Below are 17496 nucleotides of genomic sequence, written 5' to 3'. Positions count from 1 at the left end.
TCACCGACTGGATGTTCTCGGTCTCGATCTCATGAAACGCTGGCGCGCACCTACAGTAACAGGAACAAGACCGCACCAACACAGCAGAAGACATCAGAAATGACTGCGACAGTACCGCTACCACCACCGCGGTAAGTGCGGTTGGTGCGGTATGTGCAGGCTGCTTTTCAGTATCTCATATATACCCCCGGCACACCGCACGGTGAGTGCGGAACCAGTAGAGGAGGGGTGGGGGTCGCGCGGGTCTATCTCGGAGTACACAGTACTCTCTCAATTTACCCTTGGGTCTACTACGGAGTTCTATGATGCATATACTAATAAATCTTTCTCAAATACAACCAACTAACAAAATTTCTCCAACTCCATCCCTCCCCCCGTTTTCTTACGATGCACTCACTGTACGGTGTCCCCGAGTATAAAAGCAAACAGGGGCACTCACCACACTACCCACATTCACCCAAACACTTATGCAACCAACCAACCAACTGGAATGCGCAGGCGCAAACAAAACACTTCCCGACCATGTCTATATTCGAATCAAACGGAATCTTCGACAATGACCAAGTACTCCGCCACGACTCATACACACCAGACGAATTCCTTGCACGTGAAACTCAAGAACAAGAACTCGTCAGTGCCCTCAAAAGCGTATACCGAGGCTCACCGCCCAAAAACATCGTTCTCCGCGGCAAGAACGGCACCGGCAAAACCTCGCTAACAAAATCCATCCTGGAGACCCTTACCGAGGATTGCGCCGAAAAGGGCATCAACGTCACTACTGTCTACGTCAACTGTTCTGACTCCCACAACGACAAAAGCAGCTACGATACCACCCGAGAAATCACGAACTCCCTCCGGAAAATACGAAATCCGTCCAGCTACGACAAAATCAGGGGCGGCTATAGTCAAGGCGAACTATACGAGGAAATGTTCGACGAACTCGAAAGCGCCGGGGATTCCACCATCATCGTTCTTGACGAACTCGATGGCCTCGGTGAAGACGAGATTCTCTATAAAATCTCGCGTGCAACCACGAATGGAGACCTCTCGATGGACACCGACGTCGGACTCATCGGGATCACTAACGACCCAAGCTGCATCAAAAATTTCTCCCCAACTGTCAAAGACAGTCTCTGCGAGGAATTCATCGAATTTAGCCCATACAAAGCTACTGAACTCGAAGCCATCCTGGGTGCCCGCAAAGACGAAGCATTCGTAGACGGTATCCTCAACGATGACGTTATTCCACTCTGCTCCGCCATCACCGCTCGAGACAGCGGCAGTGCACGGCAAGCCCTCAAACTCTTGGAGAAATCGGGTGAAATTGCGGATGATGAAAATGCCGACAACGTCTCAGTTGAGCATGTCCGTGAAGCCGACACCCAGATAGACAAAGATAACGTGAAAAATTCTCTGAAAGGCCTTACGACCCAAGAGCGACTGGCGTTACTCTCCGTTGCCATCAAAAGTATCGATCCGTCGAACTCGTCGAATAAAGTACCAACTTCCGACCTCTTTGAAGCATACGAAACCATCGCAACGAGACACGGTCATTCTGCACGGTCATATAACCGGTTCAGCGACCGGCTCAAAGGTCTTGAACAGCAAAACCTCATCAGTCTCACGCCTACCCAGAAGTCAGGCAATCAAAACACGTTCGACCTGGAGGTCAACGCCGCGCTCCTTATCGAAGCATTCGATGAAATCGTCTCTAACGGAATGGCTGGGGAATCAAGCGGTCTCCAAAGGACAGTGGAAGCAATCATGAAACGAGCTAATGATGCAGGCGAAGTCAGCCGAAGAGACCTCACCCTCGAGACGTGCAGTTTTTGAGCTGTTTCTCCACATTTGCGCAGCCGTGTTAAGGCGACCGCTGCCGACGAGACTGGCGAGTTGCACTTCGTGGTCTGGGAGTCGAGTGGCTGCGACGTTTCCCTCAAGGACGGAGACCACTATAGACTCACGAACGTCGACATCTCTGAGTTCGATGGCAGACTTGAACTCCCCGTCCAGGAGGACACCAAGTTCGAATCCATCGGACAGGACGTCAGTCACACAGAGCCCGCCGACGGCGGCGGCAACACTTCGCTGGACGGCAGCACACAGCTGACGAGGAGGCCACTACAGACGTCGGTGAGCCTCCGACTGGCGGTGGTAGTGTCCCGACGGACGCCGAAGGTATGCTCGCCTACGCTCGCCGCATGGTTGAGCTGCTCGAGCAGCGTGGCGTCGCGATGGACGAGAACGAGAACGCTCTCAAGCACGTTGTCAGCGATAAGGGGCGATTATGGAGGCCGAAGACGGCTGCAAACCGGTCTGAGAAGCATATAACTGGGGAGAACGGCGGCGTCTCAGCTCCGTTCGTGGCCCTCTGATGGGCCTACAACACCTTCTTCGAAGCAACAGCACCGTTCCCCACGCCCAGTCCCTCGCAGCAGAGAAAATCTATCGCATCCTCGCAGCGCGCCGGCGGCGGCAGCTGCTGGTCGTTCTAGACGAACACGAGGCCGACGAGGTTCACCGTAGCGAACTGGCCGACCGACTCGCCACCCAGGAGAACAGCACCGGGCCGGACGGCGAGTCCGCAGCCGGCTATAAACCAGTATTCGTTGAGGTCTACCAGTCGCACCTGCCGGCTCTGGAGAAGCACGGCGTTGGTTGAGTGGAACCCTGGCGACGGCCTCGTGCGCCCAACAGAAGCGGTGGTAGAGTTGATCGAGATCATCCGCCACGTCCAGCAGCAGTCAGAGGACACCGCCGACTGAGAGTGACCTCGGCGAACTGTGAGTCGGCGACTGTGCTTCGTCAATGGCAACTGAGAGTTGCCACCTTCTGTGGCGCATATGACAGCATAGTTTAGTATCAGTATCTTCTCGTCATTAGCCGATTCTCGCCACTACCAAAGTGAGGAGGTTTTCGAGGTGTTATCCTTCCAGATACGACTGTTTCAGGGTCTTTCTCGGGAGATCCGTCGCTACATTCGTAATCTCTGTTGTTCTGACGCTAGAGTAACACCCGAAACAAAACATATATTGGCTGCATTTTGTCTCTAACCCCCATTTGGTCGGAGACCCGGCCCGCTACATTTGTTTCCGATTTCCGTATAACGGTGTTCAAGCAACATATTCGCTGTAGACCATCGAGAGAGCGAATATATTCCTTCAACGGCGATGCATGATAGCCGAAATGGAACCAAGGTAATGGGTACTATACAGAAAAAACGGGGGCCGACTTTCATCGGGAGAATAATATATGAAATATGGTATGAAATCGAGGAGCCGGGCATCAAGTCCACCAGGTGAGCGACGGTGGTTTCGACGTTCTTTCGCGGTTCGAGCGGGAAAGATGGCCGTCACGTTACGAGCAGTTCAGTAGTTTTGAGAGTTAGTAGGTTTCGACGTCGACGCCGAGGCGGTCGAAGTCGTCGACGTTCCGAGTGAGCACGGGTTCATCGACGACATCGGCAGTCGCACCAATAATGACGTCACCATCGTCGACGGTGTTGCCCTCGTTCACGAGTTTCCCTGACAGTCGCCCGGCCTTCCGCATAACTGCTGTGTCGGCTGGATGGACTGGCTTCGAGGAGAGAACGTTCTCGACCTTCTCTCGCTCCGCTTTGGACTGATTCGACCGCTCTATGCCGTAGTAGAGCTCGAACAGCGTCATTGAGGACAGCCGCTGCTGGATGAGGTTTGCCTCCAGCTCACGAGCCTTCTCAATGGCGTCTTCGTCGCCGTTCATCAGGTCGATGAGAAAAGACGTGTCCAGCAACACTCTATGCACCCTGCATATCGTCGGCGACGTCTTCTAACTCGCCGCGGCGCCGTTCTCGTCGCTCCTCGATCGCCTCTTCTAGGGCCGCGGTCTCCTCGTCGGTGAAGATCCCGGCTAGTTCGAGGAGGGAGCGCTCGCCGGCGAGTCGGAGAACCACGTCAGTGAACGTCTCTTCCTCCTTCTTGTGGGCCTCCAACCGCTCGTAGGCCTCCTCGGAGAGCCTGATACTTTTAGACATCTGCATACAGGTGTATGCAGCCCACCGACTCAAATGTTGCCCCGCTACCGTCCGAGGAGGCAGGTTCGCCTCACTCACCCGGAATTCTTTGAGTAATTGAGACACAACGCTCAATGAAGCAGGAGATGCGATTTATGGAGGGCCTCGTACCGGGGATACCCGTTCAGTCTTGCCCTCTCGAATACTCTCTTGGAATTGTTCTTTTTTCCAGGGGGCAGATCCGGGAAGCGTCTGCTGACCGTTTTCAAGATACCGACTCATATACAGTTCTCCGCTGCCCGGCTGGCGAAAGACCGCCACACGGTCACCATCGACCGCGAAGTCGCCATGATCAAAGCAGTCGACCCATCGGTTGTAGGTCGGAATATACAATTCATGCTGCCCCAGCCAGGGGTCTGGAGGAGAGAATTCATCCCAGACAATTGGATTGCCTAAAGAAAGTTCGCCGTCGGTAAGGGAAGCAACTCCCAGTGATGGCGTCGAAGTCATAAATTCGTCCAACAGATTCTCTGTTTCCCGCCGTCCTCTGTGAGCATCCACAGTAAATATCCAGAAAACGGCGTAGCCAAATCGGAGATGGTCAATAGTAGCTCGCAGCCGATCCTTGTCCGACGCGGCAGTCTCGATCTCGATGACAAATTGCTGCGGCATTTCGGGAGGGGACTCCGAAAGTTGACAGCGAATATCTCCAATCAAATCGGATGTTTTCTTCTCGGTCTCGATAGCCCCCACGCAAGCAGGATCTGAATGAAGTTTGTCGCTGATTGCAGCTTTGATTGCCCAGTGCTGTTGTGATTCGTTTTTCCGTTCGACAGTATGATCCAACTGTAGTATTGGGTGGATATCGACTACGGAGGACATCCTATCGAGTATTGCTCTCCTCCCGTATAACTAGACTCGAACAAAACAATAGATCGCTATGTTTAGACCAACTCTATACATTGAAATCCATCTGTGTTTAACGCTTAGACCCATCGTATAGATGCGCTATCGATACAATCTGCGTTTATGCCTTCGACTCCTCAACCGGCAGAACTAGTGATGCTCAAGATCGTCGCCCACTACGATCCAGTCGACTATCATAAGCTCAAGCGTCTCGTCGACGAGCGTCTTGATGAAGAGTATGACACCGAGAGACATCGCACCGTGCTGAAAAACTTGAAAGAGCTGAGTATGGTCGTGCAGCCAGGTATGGCACACGAATTCATACATATAACCCAAGAAGGTTGGGCACATCTTGGCGGTCAAACTCCTCGGTATGATGGTGAAGTCGACACAGTCGATGCACCGGTGTGTTCGGTGTGCGCGACAGACTCGATGGTCGAGTCCGACTGGTAAGAGCGGGGCTGGTCTCAGCACTTATACTAGACGCATGAGCAGACGCGTATAGAAGCAATTGATGCGTCTGCTCAAAACGATTCGAGACACAGTATCGCCACCAGCGACCGACCGTTCGTCTAGCGTGACGATTGACCCTAACTATGCCTACGACATCCTCAAAAACACTCGTAGGCGACGCACCATCGAGTTTCTCTCTCAATACGATGTCGGGCAAGAAGTCGATGTTCGAGACATCGCAGATCACCTCTCAACCGGTGGAGGTGACCGTACAGCATGTTACGTAGCGCTAATTCAGAGCCACCTCATTCAGCTTGATGGTAAGGATTGTGAGGGGGTCATCGAGTACAACGAGAGAGCGAAAACAGCTATAGTGCGTCCCGAACTGCATCTGCTGTATCAGGCTCATACAACGTTTAAAAATGAAATTGACTAATCCTCGGCGGCAGTATAGTACGGCTTTTTCGCGTGCTGCTCCTCATCGACGTGTTTGAGGCTCTGTTTGTCGTTCCACCTCAGACTTTCTACGGCCACCTCAATTCCCCAATCCCATCCATATCAACTAAGTGGTGTGGATGGTTCGGGATTTAGTATGACTCTCCGCACTGACGGGAGGGGGATTTCTCTACCGTCGCTTGACTCGGCATTCTCTCGCGAAGAGGTGTCGATGGCGCTCACTAGATGCGGGCTTCTCGTGGAACGGGCAGAGACGCTCGCTCGGCTGTACGCCCGACATCGGGACTGGACAGTCGTCGAAGAGCAGTGGCTCGAAGAACGGTTTGACGAGCGTAGTACGCGCGGTAGTTCGAAGGGCATCTATCGCGCTCTCAGCTCGCGATTCAAGACTGCTGGAAGCGAACTCCCGTCGATCGTCCAACTTCCTACCGTATTCGATCGATGCGAGACGAAACGCGACAAGGCGCAGGTACTGTACTTCTACTTAGTGGAGGACGATGCTCTCGTGAAGTATACTGTCCACCGATACGTCAATCGGCTTCAGGAGTCCGGCGTCGACGGGCTGGACTTCGAGCAGGACACAGTTGAACGCCTTCTGGACGAATTCCATTACGACGATGGAAGCGAGTTTGACTACGCGGAATCGACGACGCGTCGGTGGGGAGAAGGACTCCGCTCCGTGATGCGAGAGATCGACGTTCTCGATACACAGCAGGCACTACAAGGACAGATACCCAATATCGGAACAACACCGCTGCTCGTTGCGTCAGGTTATTCGTGGGAGACCCACGGCGATGAATGGCACTCCCAGCCGACCGGCTGGCTCTACCTCTTCCAGCCGGAGCAGTACTGGGACTCCTTGGCCGAACGTTTAAGCGACCATCCGAATTGGGAAGCGAGCGGAATTCACGGTGAAGTGAGACTCCAACCGGTCGACGACACGTACGACTGGGCCGAACCGTGGGAGGGAGAGCTATGACTGACGAGAGCTGGTTCGCTGCCGACGTCGGGAGCGACTTCGAGGAGTCGGTGCGGATCGATCGAGAAGACGATGGGCGCGATCACCGGCTCGAATCGATCGACACCTACCACGTAACCGAGGAATCCGAGGACTTCATATCCGACTTCTTCTCGCGGCTACTGGGGCGCTCTGAGGATATGCGGTCGGGAGCGAACTACTGGCTATACGGCTACTACGGCAGCGGAAAGAGCCACCTCCTCAGCGTGCTTCGTGGCCTAATGGACAGCGAGTGGCTTCGACAGCGAGACGCTGTCTGGGAACAGCTTACTGATGGTCGTGAGCTCGAGGCGCTCGAATCGACGTGGTCGTCGATCCACGAGGAGTACGAGGTCATCCCGATCTCGGTGAATCTTCTGAAGCATCAGGGTCAAAAGGAACTGAGCTTCAGCGAGATCGTCCTACAGAGCGCTCATACGTCTGAACGGCTTACCGGCGTCGAAGGGGGGCTCTCATCGCAACTCAATGTCGCGTATTTCGAGGATTGGTACCGGACGACTGACGCGTGGAGCGACCGAACTACGAACATCCAATCAGCACTACAGAAGACGGTTGGCAATCCTGGAAAGTACGACTGGCAGGACGTTCAACAGTACAAGGCTCTCGCCGATGTCGTACTACCAGCACTCTTCGAACAGGAGACCGGCACAGCGGACGGACTCGACGACCTGACGCCATCCGACCTCGATCCCGAAGCGATGGTCAAGCGGCTCGAACAGATACGGAGCGACCGCGAAAAGGAACTCGGTCAGCCAGTCAAACTCGTGTTGTTGCTCGACGAGGTCAGCCTCTTCATCGGCACGGACTTCGACCGGCTCACCGAGCTACAGACGCTCGCCGAGAGCGTCGACGAGATCGGCGATGGCGACATCCAATTGGTGGCGACAGCACAGGCCAAGATCGAAGACGTCCAACCGCAGTTTGCAGCCCGCGGTGCCGACTTTAGCATCGTTAAGGATCGATTCCCGCATCGGTTTGGCCTCCCGAGCCGGCACGTCGGCGAAATATCCACACAGCGATTGCTCAAAAAGACGGACACCGGGCGGATAAATACGAAACGCGTCTTTGAGCGAACCAGCAACGAGCCCGAGACGCTCCTCGTCTATTCAAGCATCGAACAGAACACCGAGCCACCGCTCGACGACATCGATCGCGAACAGCTCATCGACTTCTACCCGTTCCTCCCGTATCAGCCGCCGCTGTTCCTCGAGATCCTCTCGAATCTCCGGCAAGAAGCTCACGACCCGGCTAAGTCGATCTTCTCGGGTACTGCACGAGCGATTCTGGCTCTCGTTCACGGACTCTTGGAGGAGTGGATGGCAGCCACCGACGAGGCCGACGTCATTTCGCTCGTCGACTTTTATGATCTCATTGAACCGGAACTCGACGACATCACCCCACAAGACGTAGGGGTTATCAACGAGATCGAGGAGCGGCACGAGGCTGGCGAACTGGAGGAAATCGACGTGGACGTCGCGAAGGCAGTACTGCTCCTTCAACACATCCCCGACACCATTCCGATGTCTGAGCGGAACCTCGCTGTCGCCGTCTTGAGCGATCTCGACGGCCCCACCCAGTTCCAAATGGAAAATCGCGTCGAGGACTCGCTCCAACGGCTACGGAAGTTTATCCGCCCGACGCACGACGAAACTGGCCCGAAGTACGCGTTCACCCATCCAGAGGAGCGCGAGATAATCGAAGCGTCCGAGCAGAACGTGAACGACCCGGACTGGAAAGGCGTCATCAAGGCTATTGACGGGTATCTGTGGGACGACATCCTTCGTGACCTCTCACTTCCGACGTCCGCGGAGTACGGCGATACCGACGAGCAATACCCAGTCCGTTACGAATTCAGCATCGACGGGATCAGCCTCGATACAACGGTCGATGCGGAGGATGCACTCGATGTCGAGGTCGCCGTCGAGGGGATTTCACCCGCAGCGACAGACGTTGACTATGATGGAGACCCGCTCGAATGGACGATCGGCCAGGACGGGCTCGACGACCTCCGCGACACCCTCATCGAATGGTGGTCGCTCAGAGCTGCCGTCGGAGACCATACACTCCCCCAGTCTGTAGAACGTGATCTTGCCGACCGAGCAGTTCGAGTCAGAAGTAAACTCGTCGAGGCCCTCAAGAGCGGAACATTCGATGTCAAGGATCGCGGCGATCAGATTGGCGGGTTAGTTTCAGCAGTCGAGGAGTATCTCGACGTCAACTACCCCGACGACTTCCATCCAGTAATGCTACAGGTAGGGGAAGACCACTTACAGGAACTCCGGGGACTCACCGCACAAGACCCACTACCTGCGTGGGCTCAGCAGATCGATGTCGCCACGGAAGATCCAGAGACGCACGGCGGCTCGATTCAAAACAACGTCCGTGCGTTCACCGGTCAGCAACTGAAGCATCGCGGCGGGAACCTCGCGATGGCCACTATCCTCGACGGAATTGTCGGAAAGAAGCCCATCTACGAGAATGCCCGCCCCGCACTGTGTGCGATCATCTGGGGTCTCTGCCGGAAGGGAGACTTCTTGCCCGTCGACGAAACTGGAGACTCTCTCGAACTCGACGCTGTCATCGACCTGAACAAACTAACGACAACGCGTCTCAAGATCGCAGGGAGCGGCGGTGTACGAGGGACTCTTCGGAAGGGTGGATTCATCGACTCGACGGAAACCATTCCTGACGGAATCGTCAGGCTTCAGTCTGCGAACGACACGCTCGCCGGTCGACTCGGTAGCCTCGTCGAAGACGTTAGACTGGTTTCGGAGAGTGACGTCCAAACGCAGGTCGTTCGTGATCTCCTTGAATCGTTCGTAGAGACTCTAGAAGCCGAACAGCAGAACGCTATTGATAGAAGAGAGGCAGTTAAATCTCGAGACACTGACTGGGAGAAAGTCGTCGAAAAGACCAACGACACCCAAGATTGGTTCGAAGACGCCAAAGAGGTGTGGAACCTTCGACTCCCCGCTCTCACGCAACTCGACGCCCAACAGACTCTCGTCCAGCAGTCATTCAACTGGCTGACAGACGAGTGCGAGACGGCAAGCAGGACACTCGGTGAAAGTATCGATGGGTACGACGACGAGTGGTGGACACATGACGGCTGGGACAGATTCAACGACGTCCGAAACACCTCACCGGCGCTCGACGACGCGATCGAGGACGCGTGGGACTCGTTCCAGGACTCGACCGAAGTGGGTGCGTTCGTCCACGAGTTACAGGAGCATCCGTGGATTCGGCCCGCGAGTGAGTTCGAATCGAATGTCAGACCGGCCTTCGAGAGCGAATACATTATGCCGCTCCGCCGAGCTGTGTCGTGGTACGATGATGTCTCAGGAGCGGTTTCCACGGTAACGGGTGGGACGACGAACGCCGACGCCGACGACTTCATCCGGGCCACGAACACGCTTCTCGACAGGGAGCAACTCTCTGTGGTTGCCGGCAGCGACGTCGGCGCATTACGCGAGACGTTCGAGGAGTTACAGGAGCTCGTCGGTGAACAGTCACCCACGGACGTCACGGCGATCGGGCTTCTCCCGGCAGATAGAGAATCGCTGGACGCAGAACTGGAGCGACTGGTCGAGCGATACGACCTCAGTATCGAGCAAACTGAGACGGGGGTGATCGTTCGATGACCAGCAAGCGTCCCTTCCACGATTTCACGGAGCGACTCGCACAGTTCGCTGACGGTCGACGCGGTATCCGAAACCCGTTCGTAATTGTTCCCGTACAGCCCAAGTACGAGCGACGTGTCGCCGATCGGCTCTCCGAGTGGGCGACAAATCCGAATCAAACAGAGGGGTTCCCGGAGGATGGAACCGTCCAAGTGCTTCGACTTGACGAACTGTTCGTCGAAACCGATGTCTTCGAGCTCGCAGTCGATCTCGGAAAGAACAGCGAACCAGGGACGATCACCGAAACCATGCAAGACCGATTAGCAGAGGAACTCGTTGCAGTGATGGTCGAAGAGATCGAGTCACCTGGTCAGCAGAGACACGTCGTCCTTCTCACGCATCTCGGGAGTCTCTATCCATTCACGCGTGCCTCAGAACTTCTCGATGAACTCGATCGCCGTAACGTACAGTCCACCATCGGCATCCCGTTCCCCGGAGACATCGTCGGTGGGAAATTGAGCTTCTTCGGTGAGGAATCGCGCAACTACTACCCTGCGCACCAAATCGAGGGACGGATTGAAGGGGTGCATCTCCAATGAGCGATACGTACATTCACGACATCTTCCAGCAGTCACCGACCCGCGAACTCGAGGAAGTCCAGAAGGTTAATTCCAGGGCGCAGGCGGAGAACGACGTCCGCGAGTTCTACGAAACAGATAGCGCTCGCGACGTGCTCACCACACTGGGGAGTCTCGTCGACAAGTACCCACACGAGGAACCGCGCTTCCTCTACATTTCCGCGACGTTCGGGTCAGGAAAGACGCACCTCCTGAAACTCATCGGGTTTGCCGCCGATACCGGGTCAGAGTTCGTCGACCTCGGCGAGGAACTGGCGAGTCGATGGCCGGGCTTCCAATCGTTCCGCCAGAGCGTCGCGAACTCACACGTCGACCGGTTGAAGCCCGTTTTCCTGAACCTCCTCAACCGTGACGCGTCGCAGGAGCCCCCGCTTCCGTACCTCATCTACGAGGCCATCGGTCGCGAGCTGGGCTATCCGACTGACCCGAACTGGCTGCTGGAGTGGGCGTGGCAGCTCGATATGAACCACGACGACTGTTGGGAGCAATTACAGGATGTCGAGCACGACGGACAGACGTTTCAGGAGGTGTATGACGAGCGGGCCTTGCTACGAAGTTGGCTCTACGATGTTGTTCCGACACTCGATAACTCCCCATTTGCATCCCGCGAGGAGGTCAAACAGTCGATCGACGACGCCATCGATGATGTCGAACCAGACGAGTTCAATCCCGACGAACTGGTCGATCGGATCGAGACGGCTCAAGAGGCATTGAGTTCCCCTGAGACTGAGACGGAATTGCTGATAGGGCTCGACGAGGTGGCGCTGTTCATCGGGGATGGGCGACATCGCTACAGAGAGTTCCAAGAGACGATGGAGGCGTTGACTGAGTTGGGAATTGGGCCAAATCCCCCCGTAATTGGCACTGGCCAGTACCCGATCGAACGTATTCACGGTGAGTTCGAAGATACGGAAGTAACAGAACAGCCATGGTACGGAGCACAAGAGCCGCTAGAGGGGGCGGACACCGAGATCATCGTCCGTAAACGGTGGCTGCAAAAGGACACCGATGGCGAACAGGATGTCGAGTCTGCTCTCCAGGTAATGCCCAACCTGACGCTCGACACATACTCCGACATTGCCGGTGACGATCCCGACGCAGTCGAGTCGTACCCCTTCCGCGAATACGATCTCGGGCTCTTACGAACGGTGATTCAGCAGTTAATGCCCCGAGGACGTGTGACTGAAGAGGAGTACGTACAGGGCCGGGCGTTGCTCATCCTCGTCCGGTCACTATTCACCCGATTCGGATGGGGAGAGAAGCCAGTCGGTGCTCTCGTCACGTGGGACGAGCTGTACGATCTGCTCGTTGAGGAGACGACCTATATCCCGCTGTGGGTGCAGGAAATGGTCGAGAACAAACTCATCCCCTCGGCTAGTGGCAACGAGGATGCGTTCTCTGTCCGCGTCGCGAAGGCGCTGTACCTCCTCAATCAGGTTCGTTCTGAAGTGCCGTCGACGCCAGCGAACCTCGCCCGGTTGATGGTCAAGTCGACTGACGAGTCGTTCGAGTCCGTTCGGGACGACGTGGAGTCGGCGCTGTTTGATCTCCTTGAGGATCGGAAGGTGCTGACAGAGACGAACGACCGTGGTGACGAGGAGTATCTGCTGGTCTCGGAAAAGCAGGAGGATATCCTGACCCGGGCAAAAACCCGCGCACAGCAGATCTCGTCGCATCGGCTCTCGGCCAAGTTGGAGAGTTCTCTTCAGGAGGGGAGTGGTCACCTGCTTTCGGAAGGGAGTCGACACGAGGTTGACCTCGAGGGAGAGCGCAGAGTGCCGCTCCGATTCGGCTACTCCGTCCTCGATCCCATCGAACGAGCCCCGACGCCCGAGTTCGACTCTATTCGTGTTCGGCTGGTCGCAGATCGACCAGACACAGTGAGCGATCAGGTAGAAGCGTGGCAGTCGACCAACAAGGAACGGGACGGTGGCGAACACGTTCTCATCGCCGTTGACGTTCCGGAATCGACGGTTGAACGCCTGCGTGGCGTGATGGGAATGCAGGAAGTCCTCTCAGAGGAAACGGAAACATATCCGGACTTAGAGTCCGACCATCGCGACGAACAGCGGGCGCTCGAGTCGACGGTTCGCGACCAGCTCGAAGAAGCCAATGTCTACGTCCGAACGGGCGGAACGAGAGGGCGGTACGATGATGTGTTTGAACGAGTGGTGGCTGAGCAGGTACAGTCCGTGTTCAGTGGAACGCGCTTTGTCCTGACCAACGGGATCACGGAAGTCAACGACGCCAAGCAGATGGCACGGTTCTTCCGGGGCGTCGACGACTGGCCGCTTTCGACTGAGGACGCCGTCACGCTCGGCGTGGACACCGATCGGGCAGAGCTCGCTGACGGCTGGTGTCAAAAGTTCCTCGATGAGTATGGGGCCAGCCAGTCGCTTCGTGCTGAGGATTTGCTCGCTCAGACAGTCCAGCGCGGAGGCACATATCGCGGGACGCCACAGGAATCGATTTCGGCACTACTGATCACGCTCGCAACAGCCAACGAAATCGCGCTGCGCCGGGACGACGAGTACATTACCGAACCAGACGAAATCGGGCGAGCAGTCAGGAACAAGACGAACCTGACCGACGTGCAGATTCGCTTCGAGTCGCTGGAGGGTATTGATCCCGACCAGATTCGTGAGACTGTCGAAACACTGATCGGCGAGGAGCCGGACGGAACCGATCCCGACGCATGGCTCTCGGAGTTGGCCGAGTGGGCGGACGAAAATAGCGTGCTAGTGAAACGTGTCCTGCGTGGAGTCAGCAGAGAGTTCGGCGAAGGCGCTTCGCTGGACGAACTCGAAGCAGCTCTCGAACCCGCACTCGGTGGCGAGTCGCTCGACACAGACGATTTCGCATCTGACGAGATCGAACAGCAATCCGAGCGCTTTGCTCGGGCAAGAAGGCTGTTCAGCCCGGGTGAAGACGGTGACGCCCTCTGGGAGCGGTTCAGCCAGCGGACGACTGAGATGCAGCGGCTGTACCCCGGTGCAGACATCACGGGCGAGATGCAGACGGTCATTGGCGGAGAGGAGGTACCTGATGCTGGCCGTCTCCGAGCAATGATCGACGACGCCGACGCTCACAGACGAAACATCGTTCGTGAGCAGTACGAACGCATAACGGGCGAGACACCGAGCGACCAGGAACCGGCGAATGTCGTCTCCAGTCTCGTGACGTGGCTATACGCGCACGACGGGAGTACTGAGGAGACGGCTGACCGGGTAGCGGTCGAATTCGAAGGAGTGACGATCGATGTGCTCTTCGGACTCTTCGAGACGGCGTGGGATGGCGGTTCGTTCTCGGAGGAAGACCTCGTCGATTCGACGGTCGTCCAGCAGGCCAAGCGATACGAGCGGGCACGGCGACTCCTCGAAGCATCCGGCGGTGAGGCATCGCTCTGGTCGCAACTTCGTGATGCGTCGAGACGACTCGAGGAGGAGCTTCCGAACCATCCGACTACAACTAAGGTGAACGAGATGCTCAGTCGGTCGCAGCCGCCGAACGTCAACGAGGCAGAGCATCTCCTTGATGAGGCGGAGAATCCCTTCGAGGTCGACGAGCGGCTTGAGGAGCTTGCCGGCGAACTACAATCCGAGTATCCCGGTCACGATCTCACCAAAGAGGTCGTCGATGCAGTAGAGGGAACCAGCCCGCCGAGTGAGGAACGCGTGGGTGAACTGATCGAAGAGGCCGAACAGTTACTTGGCGGTGTCGACGAGCAGTTGCAGCGGATTCGAGAAACTATGGACGAGCTACCCGATGGCTCTGTAATGATGATCGGGCCGCTCAACTGACATCCTGCCGTTACATAGCACGATGATATTTATGTACGTTCTATAACATCGTGTGGTATGTCCAATTCCGAGGGTGAAGAGTTTCGTAAAAAGATACGCGATGCGAGACACCATTCCGTAACCTCCGATCTTCTTGGGAAGGAGACGGGAGGAGTAATGGATGCACGGCTGAATGACGGTGCTCTTATTGTTCATCTTCGAAGCTACGAGCAGCCGCACTTCATCTTCCGTGGACGGAAGAAGATACCCGAAGTGTACGGGTCAATCTCCCCAAGTAATTTGTCCCGATCGCGACGCTACAAGGTGTTCCATGTCGTCACCGATGAGCGTTGGCTGTGCGTGGCCGGAAACCCGGATGGCGACCAGACGCTATCGATCCCGCTCGGCACAATCCAAGAAGCAAATTATAGGAAAGTCGACAGGATCAAACCCGATATTGCCTCCAGGTTTTCGAAGTGGGAGATTGCCCTCGAGACTGAACTCGGATTTGTGCAGATCCCTATTGTCGACAATCTCGAACAGGACGATTTCGACGAACTGGGTGAGTATCTTGCATCCGAAACAGGCGTCACCTTCGGCGAAATACCGGTGGATTCTGATGAGGCGGGATACACAATCGACGGGATCGAGACCTACGAACCGAGCGAAAAGACGATTGCGAACCTCCTCGATAAGGTTCCACCAGCAGCTCGTGACGAGGCGGATGAGATCGTCAGCGAAGCCGACGATGCTGCCGATCTGGTCAGAGATCTGAAATCGCTAATCGATGAGTACGAAGACGAGAGTCACTCGATTAATGACGTAGTCGCGAGCGCACAGAGTGCCGATGATCTCCGGACACAGGTTGCATCGAAGAGCGACAAAGTCCGAACACAGGCGGAGAGGGGACTCGAGGAGGTACAGACGACTATCAAAGAGTCAGACCCGGAGGAGGTAGGCGAGTTCGCCGTTCAGACAGCAGGTGCAGCAGCACCAGTCATCAGCTACGTCAGCCGAACGAATATCGCTCTGTTCGGGACGTTACTCGCTGCGAGCGCGATCGGCGCACGCAAGAGTAGTGATCAGCCATCCATATTCGACGAGATCGATCCCCAACAGCTTGCGGCAACCGCAAGCGCGATGGCGACGCGTGGTGGTGAGATTCATGAGGACGAGGGGAAAGGTAAAGCGGTCGGGGCGATTCTCGGAATGTCCAGCCAGATGGCAAAATCGATGGCTCCCGAAGAGTACGCCAAGTGGGTCACCCAAGCTGATCCGGAAGCAATCATGGAGGGTGCTGAAAAGGCGGCACAGTTGAACGTTCAGGGAGAAGGGATGGAAGCGGCGACAACACGCCTTGCAGGCGGGAGTTTGGGTCTTCTGTATGGGTACACCGATCAAGCAGAGATGGACGACATCGAGTTGCTGGAATCTACCGATCCGGAATAGCTAGCTCTTCTGAGATACAATTCTCTAGAACGACATAAACGGATACTCGATGAAGACTGCCACTTATCGATACGTCTTCAGTTCGACATAATGTAAAAGATTATCGTGCGTCTGTGATTCTATCTCGACACTATGCTCAGAGTCGGGGATAAGGAAGACGTTTCCACATTAGAAACAGTCTCCCTGAAAGATGAGGGATTTCGTGAGGACGATCTCCGAGAGTGGATCATAAATAGTCCAGAAAGTACCCTCGGGGAGGACTTTCGGCTCATCGGTCGGGAGGTCTCTGTGAAGCAGATCCGCGATGGGATCGATCTCCTCGCCATCGACCGAGATGCCAATGTGGTTGCTATCGAACTCAAACGAGGCGCGTTGAAACCGAAAGTCGATTTTCAGGGCCTCAAATATGCCGCGTACACCTCACACTGGGATTACTCCAAACTTCGCGACCAATTTAATAAGTTCAAATCCACGACGTGGGGACAGACGCTCTACGAGGAAGAAACTACGTTTACCGAGGTACTCGACGAGTTCTGCAACGAGGACTACACGCTCAATCAGGATCAGCGAATCGTCTTCGTCGGTGAGTCCGTCCGCGAGCGACTGGACATCGTGCTCCGGTGGCTCAGCGATAGGTCGATTGACATCTCCGTTATCGAGTTCCAACTCCTCAAGGACGACGACCGGTTGTATCTCGATGCAGAACAGACGATTCCGACACCAGAACACACCGTGACCGATGTGAGTCCCGACACCTCTGACGAGCCGTGGAAGGAGGACGGACAGAGTTGGCACCTCAACGAGCGTTCCAACGAGGAAACTGCTGACCTGTTGGAAGACGTCACGACTGCACTACAGGAACTCGAATTCCTGAACGGGCCAGAATGGGGTCAGAAACACTACGTCGCCTTCAATAAGGGCCGAAAGCGTCGTATCGCGATTCGAACAAAACGCACGTTGTTCCATATCGACCTGTACGATGTCGATACCGAGGCACTGAACGCTGGAGAGATCGCCGAAGCTCTCGGAATTTATGCCGATTCAGTCGCAGTTAAAGATGATATGCGGAGTAGTGGTCGAAGCGGCGTGCGAATTACCTGTCGATCAGATCAAGATCTGAATTTCGGTGCGCTGGAGTCAGAAGCCCGGAGAATACTTCAGAAGGAAACTGCGTAGAGTCTCGAAC

Annotated in this window: 14 protein-coding genes; 11 read left to right on the top strand and 3 right to left on the bottom strand. The window is 55.7% G+C overall.

The features are described 5' to 3' along the window. Window positions 1-387 precede the first annotated feature (387 nt). The 3 genes from AC6I6X_RS03165 to AC6I6X_RS03155 all read left to right on the top strand — a co-directional run bounded on the left by AC6I6X_RS03165 (window position 388) and on the right by AC6I6X_RS03155 (window position 2662). On the top strand, window positions 388-1833 hold the full coding sequence (locus AC6I6X_RS03165; RefSeq protein WP_497929045.1) for a Cdc6/Cdc18 family protein: 1446 nt from the start codon (window positions 388-390) through the stop codon (window positions 1831-1833). Between the two features lie 347 nt (window positions 1834-2180). Then, on the top strand, window positions 2181-2375 hold the full coding sequence (locus tag AC6I6X_RS03160) for a hypothetical protein (protein WP_497929044.1): 195 nt from the start codon (window positions 2181-2183) through the stop codon (window positions 2373-2375). After that, a complete protein-coding gene (locus tag AC6I6X_RS03155; protein ID WP_497929043.1) occupies window positions 2375-2662 on the top strand; it encodes a DUF7344 domain-containing protein in 288 nt (95 codons plus the stop codon). The genes AC6I6X_RS03160 and AC6I6X_RS03155 overlap by 1 nt, the downstream gene beginning before the upstream one ends. A gap of 722 nt (window positions 2663-3384) precedes the next feature. Here the strand turns inward: AC6I6X_RS03155 and AC6I6X_RS03150 are convergent. The 3 genes from AC6I6X_RS03150 to AC6I6X_RS03140 all read right to left on the bottom strand — a co-directional run bounded on the left by AC6I6X_RS03150 (window position 3385) and on the right by AC6I6X_RS03140 (window position 4873). Continuing rightward, entirely contained in the window at window positions 3385-3774 is a 390-nt protein-coding gene (locus AC6I6X_RS03150) for a type II toxin-antitoxin system VapC family toxin (protein WP_497929042.1), read from the bottom strand. A 1-nt stretch (window position 3775) separates the two neighbouring features. After that, window positions 3776-4012 (bottom strand): antitoxin VapB family protein, encoded by a 237-nt coding sequence (locus AC6I6X_RS03145; protein WP_497929640.1) that lies wholly within the window; start codon window positions 4010-4012, stop codon window positions 3776-3778. Window positions 4013-4144: 132 nt separating this feature from the next. Then, window positions 4145-4873: a hypothetical protein gene (locus AC6I6X_RS03140; protein WP_497929041.1), complete on the bottom strand. Its 729-nt coding sequence runs from the start codon at window positions 4871-4873 to the stop codon at window positions 4145-4147. Window positions 4874-5053: 180 nt separating this feature from the next. Here AC6I6X_RS03140 and AC6I6X_RS03135 point away from each other — a divergent pair, with 180 nt between their 5' ends. The 8 genes from AC6I6X_RS03135 to AC6I6X_RS03100 all read left to right on the top strand — a co-directional run bounded on the left by AC6I6X_RS03135 (window position 5054) and on the right by AC6I6X_RS03100 (window position 17486). Beyond that, a complete protein-coding gene (locus AC6I6X_RS03135; RefSeq protein ID WP_497929040.1) occupies window positions 5054-5350 on the top strand; it encodes a hypothetical protein in 297 nt (98 codons plus the stop codon). Between the two features lie 61 nt (window positions 5351-5411). Next, the gene (locus tag AC6I6X_RS03130; protein ID WP_497929039.1) at window positions 5412-5786 is read left to right on the top strand and encodes a DUF7344 domain-containing protein; all 375 of its coding nucleotides are present in this window, start codon (window positions 5412-5414) and stop codon (window positions 5784-5786) included. A gap of 156 nt (window positions 5787-5942) precedes the next feature. After that, window positions 5943-6785, top strand: coding sequence for a hypothetical protein (locus AC6I6X_RS03125; protein ID WP_497929038.1), 843 nt, complete (start codon window positions 5943-5945; stop codon window positions 6783-6785). Continuing rightward, window positions 6782-10465 (top strand): DUF6079 family protein, encoded by a 3684-nt coding sequence (locus AC6I6X_RS03120; protein ID WP_497929037.1) that lies wholly within the window; start codon window positions 6782-6784, stop codon window positions 10463-10465. Before AC6I6X_RS03125 ends, AC6I6X_RS03120 begins: the two co-directional genes overlap by 4 nt. After that, on the top strand, window positions 10462-11043 hold the full coding sequence (locus AC6I6X_RS03115) for a BREX protein BrxB domain-containing protein (RefSeq protein ID WP_497929036.1): 582 nt from the start codon (window positions 10462-10464) through the stop codon (window positions 11041-11043). Before AC6I6X_RS03120 ends, AC6I6X_RS03115 begins: the two co-directional genes overlap by 4 nt. Further along, on the top strand, window positions 11040-14882 hold the full coding sequence (locus AC6I6X_RS03110; RefSeq protein ID WP_497929035.1) for a hypothetical protein: 3843 nt from the start codon (window positions 11040-11042) through the stop codon (window positions 14880-14882). The genes AC6I6X_RS03115 and AC6I6X_RS03110 overlap by 4 nt, the downstream gene beginning before the upstream one ends. A 57-nt stretch (window positions 14883-14939) precedes the next feature. Continuing rightward, window positions 14940-16310, top strand: a complete 1371-nt coding sequence (locus AC6I6X_RS03105; protein ID WP_497929034.1) for a hypothetical protein — start codon at window positions 14940-14942, stop codon at window positions 16308-16310. 132 nt (window positions 16311-16442) lie between these two features. Further along, the gene (locus tag AC6I6X_RS03100; RefSeq protein WP_497929033.1) at window positions 16443-17486 is read left to right on the top strand and encodes a hypothetical protein; all 1044 of its coding nucleotides are present in this window, start codon (window positions 16443-16445) and stop codon (window positions 17484-17486) included. The last annotated feature ends 10 nt before the right edge of the window (window positions 17487-17496 follow it).

It is taken from the genome of Halosolutus sp. YCN4, from assembly GCF_059736495.1.
This window is presented reverse-complemented; position numbering and strand designations above follow the sequence as displayed.

Coding starts and splice junctions, on each gene's coding strand:
- AC6I6X_RS03165 (WP_497929045.1), top strand. CDS start 388: ATGCACTCACTGTACGGTGTCCCCGAGTATAAAAGCAAACAGGGGCAC.
- AC6I6X_RS03160 (WP_497929044.1), top strand. CDS start 2,181: ATGCTCGCCTACGCTCGCCGCATGGTTGAGCTGCTCGAGCAGCGTGGC.
- AC6I6X_RS03155 (WP_497929043.1), top strand. CDS start 2,375: ATGGGCCTACAACACCTTCTTCGAAGCAACAGCACCGTTCCCCACGCC.
- AC6I6X_RS03145 (WP_497929640.1), bottom strand. CDS start 4,012: ATGTCTAAAAGTATCAGGCTCTCCGAGGAGGCCTACGAGCGGTTGGAG.
- AC6I6X_RS03140 (WP_497929041.1), bottom strand. CDS start 4,873: ATGTCCTCCGTAGTCGATATCCACCCAATACTACAGTTGGATCATACT.
- AC6I6X_RS03135 (WP_497929040.1), top strand. CDS start 5,054: ATGCTCAAGATCGTCGCCCACTACGATCCAGTCGACTATCATAAGCTC.
- AC6I6X_RS03130 (WP_497929039.1), top strand. CDS start 5,412: ATGCGTCTGCTCAAAACGATTCGAGACACAGTATCGCCACCAGCGACC.
- AC6I6X_RS03125 (WP_497929038.1), top strand. CDS start 5,943: ATGACTCTCCGCACTGACGGGAGGGGGATTTCTCTACCGTCGCTTGAC.
- AC6I6X_RS03120 (WP_497929037.1), top strand. CDS start 6,782: ATGACTGACGAGAGCTGGTTCGCTGCCGACGTCGGGAGCGACTTCGAG.
- AC6I6X_RS03115 (WP_497929036.1), top strand. CDS start 10,462: ATGACCAGCAAGCGTCCCTTCCACGATTTCACGGAGCGACTCGCACAG.
- AC6I6X_RS03110 (WP_497929035.1), top strand. CDS start 11,040: ATGAGCGATACGTACATTCACGACATCTTCCAGCAGTCACCGACCCGC.
- AC6I6X_RS03105 (WP_497929034.1), top strand. CDS start 14,940: ATGTCCAATTCCGAGGGTGAAGAGTTTCGTAAAAAGATACGCGATGCG.
- AC6I6X_RS03100 (WP_497929033.1), top strand. CDS start 16,443: ATGCTCAGAGTCGGGGATAAGGAAGACGTTTCCACATTAGAAACAGTC.